Source organism: Bordetella pseudohinzii, assembly GCF_000657795.2.
Classification (GTDB): domain Bacteria; phylum Pseudomonadota; class Gammaproteobacteria; order Burkholderiales; family Burkholderiaceae_B; genus Bordetella; species Bordetella pseudohinzii.
In genome coordinates, this window is sequence record NZ_JHEP02000036.1 from 1 (window position 1) to 1,848 (window position 1,848).

General features: G+C 70.2%; 1 protein-coding gene. It reads left to right on the top strand.

Annotated features, from left to right (window positions below):
- Positions 1-1,848 (top strand): autotransporter outer membrane beta-barrel domain-containing protein (locus L540_RS21115; protein WP_048026763.1); only part of this gene is annotated, 1,848 nt, incomplete at both ends.

A 1,848-nucleotide genomic window follows, 5' to 3' on the forward strand; every position in this document is an offset into this window, starting at 1 on the left:
TCATCGGTGGCGGCCCGGACGACGAGGCCCAGGCCGGCGGCACGCTGACCGCGGGGCAGTTGGCCTTCTCCTCCGATGCCTCCAAGGCCAATAGCCAGAAACTGGTCTTTAACCACATCCCCACGGAGGCCGGCCTGGAATTCGCTCCCGTGCTCTCCGGCAAGGGCAATATCGAGCACAAACAAGGCCACACCATCCTCAGCGGCCACAGCGAGCAGTTTGCCGGCAGCACCACCGTCACCGGCGGCATGCTCGTGGTCACGGGCAAGCTGGGCGGCACCGTGGACGTCAAGGCTGGCGGCGCGCTCGGCGGCATGGGCGGCACCCTCAGCGGCAAGACCACGGTCCACGACGGCGGCACCCTGCACGTCGCCAGCCAGGGTATGGCCTTCAATGACGACCTGACCCTGCACGGCGCCCTGGCGGTCGCGCTGCCGGCAACGCCTACGGCGCAGCCCCTGCTGAAGGTCTCGGGCAACGCCAAGCTGGAAAACACCAGCCAGTTGACGATTTCAATGGCCGGCATGCGGCAGGCCGCCTCCTCTTACCTGTTGCTGCAAGCGAACAAGCTCGAGGGCAGCTTCGGCGCCCATCAAACCGTGGCCAACAACCTCGCCTTCCTGGACACCTCGCTGGACTATGCCGAGGCAAACACCGTACGCCTGGCCCTGGTGCGCCGCGCCGAGGCGAGCGGCGCGCCCAAACGCTTCGAGAGCGAGGCCCGCAGCCGCAACGCCCGCTCGGCCGCCCGCGCCCTCGATGCCTTGCCCGCCCAGCATGCGCTGCATCAATTCGTGCTGACCCTGCCCAAGGGCGCGCCCGAGCCAGTGTTCAAGGCCTTGTCGGGCGATGCCGCCACCGCTGTCTCCAGCGCCTTGCATCAGAGCGCCATCGCCGCCGTGCGGCGCATCCCCATCGAGCGCCTGCGCAACACCCTGCAGGCCGGCATGCGGCCCGGCGCCCTGCTGGCGCAAACGGGCAGCGCCTACCCCGTCTCGGCCCTGCCCGCCTCGGCCTCCCATCCCCTCTGGGCCCAGGCCTTCGGCGCCTGGCAGCGCGACCGCGCCGACAGCAACGCCCCGGCCGGCCGCGCCACCACCGGCGGCCTCTTCATCGGCGCCGACCGCCCCCTGGCCATGGGCTGGCGGCTGGGCGGCGCGCTGGGCTATAGCCATACCCATGTCAGTGTGGCCGAACGCTCGGCCAAGGCCGGCATCGACAACTACAGCCTGGCGCTCTATGGCGGCCGGCAGTGGCAGACCGGCCTCGGCAAGCTCAGCCTCCTGCTGGGCGCCTCCCATACCCTGCACCGCATCCATAGCGACCGCGACCTGGCCCGCATCGGCCTGAGCGATACGCTCAAGGCCCGCTACAAGGGCAGCACCTCCCAGCTCTTTACCGAAATCGGCCACGCCTTCCCGCTGCCCCAGGGCTATGTCGAGCCCTATCTGGGCGCCAGCTTCAACCACCTGCACACCGACGCCTATACCGAAAAAGGCGGCATGGCGGCCCTGCGCGGCCAGACCTACAACCGCAGCAGCCTGACCACCACCCTGGGCCTGCATGCCTGGCGCGGCTTCACGGTCGGCGGCAAGGATCTGCATATCCGCGGCGGCCTGGCCTGGCGCTATACCGGCCAGGACCTCACCCCGCGCGCGCGGCTGGCCTTCCAGGGCGGACCCGCCTTCACCGTCCAGGGCCTGCCCATCGCCCGCAGCACGGCCCAGGCCGAGCTGGGCGCCGACCTGGCCGTCAACCGCCAGGCCACCCTCGGCCTGGGCTATGCCGGTGAGTTCGCCTCCCGATCGCAGCAACACACCGTCACCTTGAACGCCCGCTGGGCCTTCT